The organism is Kitasatospora sp. NPDC057518, assembly GCF_042802075.1.
Lineage (GTDB): Bacteria > Actinomycetota > Actinomycetes > Streptomycetales > Streptomycetaceae > Kitasatospora.
In genome coordinates this window covers 1-4,245 of sequence record NZ_JBHVEU010000614.1, presented here as the reverse complement: position 1 = coordinate 4,245, position 4,245 = coordinate 1, and the positions used below count along the sequence as shown (strand labels likewise).

Genomic DNA, 4,245 nt, shown 5'->3' with positions numbered 1-4,245 from the left:
GCCGCGAACAGGGCGGCGCCGGTCAGGGCAGGCAGGAGTCTTCTCATCGGAGCCTCTCGTGGGGAGCGGGCCGGGAGCAGCAGCGTGACAGCAAACCCGCACCTTTGAAAGGCTCATGACATGAGACGCATACGCCTCACCCCACCCGACGGCAGCCCTACCGCAGCACCGGGAGCACCGCCTCGGCGCTACGGCCGGTCGCCGCCTCGATGAAGGCCACCGGGTCGGCCACCTCCGCCAGCAGGGCACGGGTGAAGTGCAGCGCCCCCTCGGCGGGCGGCGGGCCGCCGATGGCCGCGATCAGGTCGAGCAGGTGGACGGTCGCCTCCATCAGCGCCACCTCGCCGAGCGCGCCGACCGTCACGCTGCCGAGCAGCGGGTGCGCCACCGTGGTCCCCGGCGGCAGGTCCGCGAGGCCGGCCAGCGCCGCCGGGCCCTCGACGCCGAACCGGGCGATCAGCACGGCGGGTTCGGCCACCTCGGCGGTCCGCTTCGCCGCCTCGGCGACCTGCCCGGCGGCGGTGTGGGCGATGCCGCCAGGCCGGTTGTAGGCCCGCAGGATGCCGGCCCCGTCGGCCACCTCGGCCGGCGCGTCCAGGACTGCCGCGCGCAGCCCGGTGAACATCTCCGGCACCGGTGCCACGTGCGCGAACAGCTCCCGTACGGTCCACTCGGGCAGCCGGGTGGGCCGGTCCCAGTCCTCGGCGGCCAGGGCCGCGCCCCGCTCCGCCCAGGAGGACCAGGCCTCCGCCAACAGCACGCGCACGGGATCGTTCTGACTGTTCATCGGCTCTCCTCGGGACGGTGATCACGGGATCGCCCCACGCTATCCCGGGCCCGCGGAAAGCCGTTTGCCACCCCCGCCCCGGGCCGTCACCATCGACCCATGACCGTCTCCGCCAGCCGCCCGCTGCCCGTACCCGCCGCCACCCGCCCGGCCCCGGTCCAGCAGCAGCCCGGCCGCCCCCGGAGGCCCGACGCCCCCCGCGCGTGAGGGCCGCGCTGGCCGCGGGGCTGCTCGCCGGGCTCGGCGTGGCCGTCCCGGTGGGGGCCGTCGGGGCCTACCTGGTGTCGCTCACCGCACGCACCTCGCTGCGCACCGGCGCCTGCGCCGCCCTCGGCGTGGCCACCGCGGACGGGCTGTACGCCCTGCTCACGGCGGCCGGCGGCACCGGCCTCGCACCGCTGCTCGAACCGGTCGCCCGGCCGCTGCGGATCGCCTCCGCCCTGGTGCTGCTCGCCCTGGCCGCGCGGACGGCCGCCACCGCGCTGCGCGGCCGCTCCGGCCCCGCCGCCGGAGCGCGGCCGTCGCCGCCCACCCCCGCCCGGGCCTTCCTCACCCTGCTGGGCATCACCCTGCTGAACCCGCTCACCGTGCTCTACTTCGCCGCCCTGGTGCTCGGCGGCGGCAGCCAGGACGGCGTCCCCGCCCGGGCGGCCTTCACCCTCGGCGCCTTCGCCGCCTCCGCCTGCTGGCAACTGCTGCTGGCCTCCGGCGGCGCCCTGCTCGGCCGGGCCCTCACCGGCCCGCGCGGCCGGCTGCTCACCGCCCTCGGCTCCGCCGCCCTGGTCGCCGCGCTCGCCGTCCGGCTGCTGCTCGACTGAGGCCGGCGCCGGGCGTGGTGACCGGCGCCGCCGGGTCGGACGCGCTCAGCGACCGGGCGCCGGAAGGAGGTTGGCGAGCGGGTGCGGAGTGGCGTCACACACCGCGACCGGCCCCACCACCCCGGTCGCCGCCCCCACCGCCCCTCCCCCGGTCATCTGACCAGCGGGATCGGCAGCACCGCCGCCGCGCGGCCGCGCGCCCGTTTACGTCCTATTCCTCCCTTGTATCCTGGTTCTGTATCCGCTGAGTGACATCCGCCGAAGACCCAGCCCGGCAGCGGGCCCCGCGCCCAAGCCGAGCCGACCGCCCGACGACGCTGCCACCGACCCGGAGGAGTGCGGAGATGGCCGAGCAGGACGCCCCGGAGAGGCGGGGCCGGCTGAGCCGCCCGCTGGTGCTGGGCGCCGCCGTGGCCCTGGTCGACCGCGAGGGCCTGGCCGCGCTGACCATGCGCAGGCTGGCCGCCGATCTCGGCGTGGAGTCGATGGCCCTGTACCGCTACACCCCGGGCAAGGAGGCGCTGATCGACGGCCTGGTCGAGGCCTACTTCGACGAGATCAACGCCCGCTTGCGGGCCGGCGCCGCCCGCGGCCCCCACGAGGACGGCTGGCGCGCCGAACTGCGCCGGATCGCCCGGGCGTTCGCCGCCACCGCGCACGCCCACCCCGAGATCCTGCCGCTGGTCGCGACCCGCCCGCTGGCCGTCCCGGTGGCCCGCCGCCCGGCCTCGGTGCTGGAGCTCACCGAGCACATCCTGGCCGTGCTCGGCCGGGCCGGCTTCGACGACGCCGGCGCGCTGACCGTCTACCGCACCTTCGTCGCCTGGAACCTCGGCTGCCTGCTGGTGGACAAGCGCCAGGTGGTCGACAACCCGAACGAGCCGGACCCGGCCCTGCGACTCGGCCTGCACCGGCTGCCCGCCACCGACTACCCCAGGCTGCGCGCCCTGGTGCCCCGGTTCTCCGACTTCGACGACGAGGCCGAGATGCTGAGCGGCCTGGACAGCCTGCTCGACGGGATGCCCGAGCCGCCCCTTGACGGCTTCTACGGCGGCGACGCATCCTGAGGATACGAGGTACACGTCGGACATATCCGCTCGAATCCGGCACCGCCGAGCCGGCCGTGGGCCGCGCTCCCCCGGCGCCCGAGAAGAGGTCGCCATGTCCGCCGTTCCCACCCGACCGCCCCGACCCGACATCCTGCGACTCCGCGTCACCGCCAGGGACCCGGAGGTCCTGCGCGCCCTGCTGCGCGAGGCCCGCCCCGACACCGGTGGCCGCCCGCACGTCGACCCGGACGGCAGCGTCGGCATCGACGTCTACGCCCCGGAGGACCGGATCGCCGCCCTCGAACGCGAGGGCGTCACCGTCACCCGGATCGGCAACGCCAGCGAGGCCGGCCGCGCCGCCCAGGCCGAGGTCGGCACCGGCGACCGGTTCGCCGCCGCCGACGCCGTCCCGCACGGCCTCGCCGCCAAGCCCGCCGGCTGAGCCGGGAGGTCGTCATGCCGTACCTGAACATCACCGAGGTCGAGTCCGCCGTGGCCAGTCTGGCCACCGCCTACCCCGGCACGTCCGAACTGCTCACCCTCCCCGAGCCCTCCATCGAGGGCCGCACCGCCCACGCCCTCAGGATCGGTGCACCGGCCCCGGTCCCCAAGAGCTGCGTGATGATGATCGGCGGTGTGCACGCCCGTGAATGGGGCAGCTGCGAGATCCTCGTCCACCTCGCCGCCGACCTGCTGGAGGCCCAGCGCGACGGCACCGGCCTCGGCTACGGCGGCACCGTCTTCACCGCCGACCAGGTCCGCAACCTGCTCCAGCGGCTGGACCTGGTGTTCTTCCCGCTGGTCAACCCGGACGGCCGACTGTTCAGCCAGACCGCCGACCCGATGTGGCGCAAGAACCGCGACCCGGCCAACGCCGGGGGCAGCACGAACCCCGACTGCGTCGGCGTCGACCTCAACCGCAACTACGACTTCCTCTTCGACTTCGCCACCGCCTTCGCCCCGACCGCCACCCCGCAGGTGTCGGCCGACCCGTGCGACCAGCAGGTCTACGAGGGCCCGAGCGCCTTCTCCGAGCCCGAGACCCGCAACGTCCGCTGGCTGCTGGACCAGTTCCCGCGGACCGGGTGGTTCGTCGACGTGCACAGCTACTCCCAGGACATGCTCTACAACTGGGGCGACGACGAGAACCAGTCGGTCACCCCCGCCATGAACTTCCGCAACAGCCAGTACGACGGCAAGCGCGGCCTGCCCGGCGACGTCGCGTACGCGGAGTACATCCCCAAGACCGACGCCGACACCGCCGTGCTGCTCGCCGAGGCCTTCTGCCAGGGCCTGCACGGCGTGCGCGGCCTGGCGTACAAGCCGCTGAGCGGCTTCCACCTGTACCCGACCAGCGGCACCAGCGACGACTACGTCTTCGCCCGCCACTTCGTCGACCCCGAGCAGGGGAAGGTGCTCGGCTTCACCGTCGAGTGGGGCACGCAGTTCCACCCGCCGTGGGCCGAGATGCAGCGGATCGTCCTCGACGTGGACGCCGGGCTGGTGCGGTTCTGCCTGGCCACCGCCTGAACCCCTGCCCCGAAAGCCACAGTGCCCGACAGCAGGGCGCCCGCCACGACCGGTCGTGGCG

At 75.0% G+C, this 4,245-nt stretch carries 5 protein-coding genes; 4 read left to right on the top strand and 1 reads right to left on the bottom strand.

From position 1 onward, the window contains the following. Positions 1–157: 157 nt before the first annotated feature. Positions 158–787, bottom strand: a complete 630-nt coding sequence (locus ACFU7Z_RS37150) for a maleylpyruvate isomerase N-terminal domain-containing protein (protein WP_380782498.1) — start codon at positions 785–787, stop codon at positions 158–160. A gap of 203 nt (positions 788–990) precedes the next feature. Here ACFU7Z_RS37150 and ACFU7Z_RS37145 point away from each other — a divergent pair, with 203 nt between their 5' ends. From ACFU7Z_RS37145 to ACFU7Z_RS37130, 4 genes are all read left to right on the top strand, one after another. After that, entirely contained in the window at positions 991–1,605 is a 615-nt protein-coding gene (locus ACFU7Z_RS37145) for a LysE family transporter (RefSeq protein ID WP_380782496.1), read from the top strand. Between the two features lie 344 nt (positions 1,606–1,949). Further along, positions 1,950–2,672 carry a TetR/AcrR family transcriptional regulator gene (locus tag ACFU7Z_RS37140; RefSeq protein WP_380782494.1) on the top strand — a complete coding sequence of 241 codons (723 nt, stop codon included), beginning with the start codon at positions 1,950–1,952 and terminating at the stop codon, positions 2,670–2,672. Positions 2,673–2,766: 94 nt separating this feature from the next. Further along, entirely contained in the window at positions 2,767–3,096 is a 330-nt protein-coding gene (locus ACFU7Z_RS37135) for a hypothetical protein (protein ID WP_117486607.1), read from the top strand. 14 nt (positions 3,097–3,110) lie between these two features. After that, the gene (locus tag ACFU7Z_RS37130) at positions 3,111–4,184 is read left to right on the top strand and encodes a M14 family metallopeptidase (RefSeq protein WP_380782492.1); all 1,074 of its coding nucleotides are present in this window, start codon (positions 3,111–3,113) and stop codon (positions 4,182–4,184) included. The last annotated feature ends 61 nt before the right edge of the window (positions 4,185–4,245 follow it).

Excerpts from the sequence above, each read along its gene's own strand:
- ACFU7Z_RS37150 (WP_380782498.1), bottom strand. The coding sequence starts at position 787 with ATGAACAGTCAGAACGATCCCGTGCGCGTGCTGTTGGCGGAGGCCTGG.
- ACFU7Z_RS37140 (WP_380782494.1), top strand. The coding sequence starts at position 1,950 with ATGGCCGAGCAGGACGCCCCGGAGAGGCGGGGCCGGCTGAGCCGCCCG.
- ACFU7Z_RS37135 (WP_117486607.1), top strand. The coding sequence starts at position 2,767 with ATGTCCGCCGTTCCCACCCGACCGCCCCGACCCGACATCCTGCGACTC.
- ACFU7Z_RS37130 (WP_380782492.1), top strand. The coding sequence starts at position 3,111 with ATGCCGTACCTGAACATCACCGAGGTCGAGTCCGCCGTGGCCAGTCTG.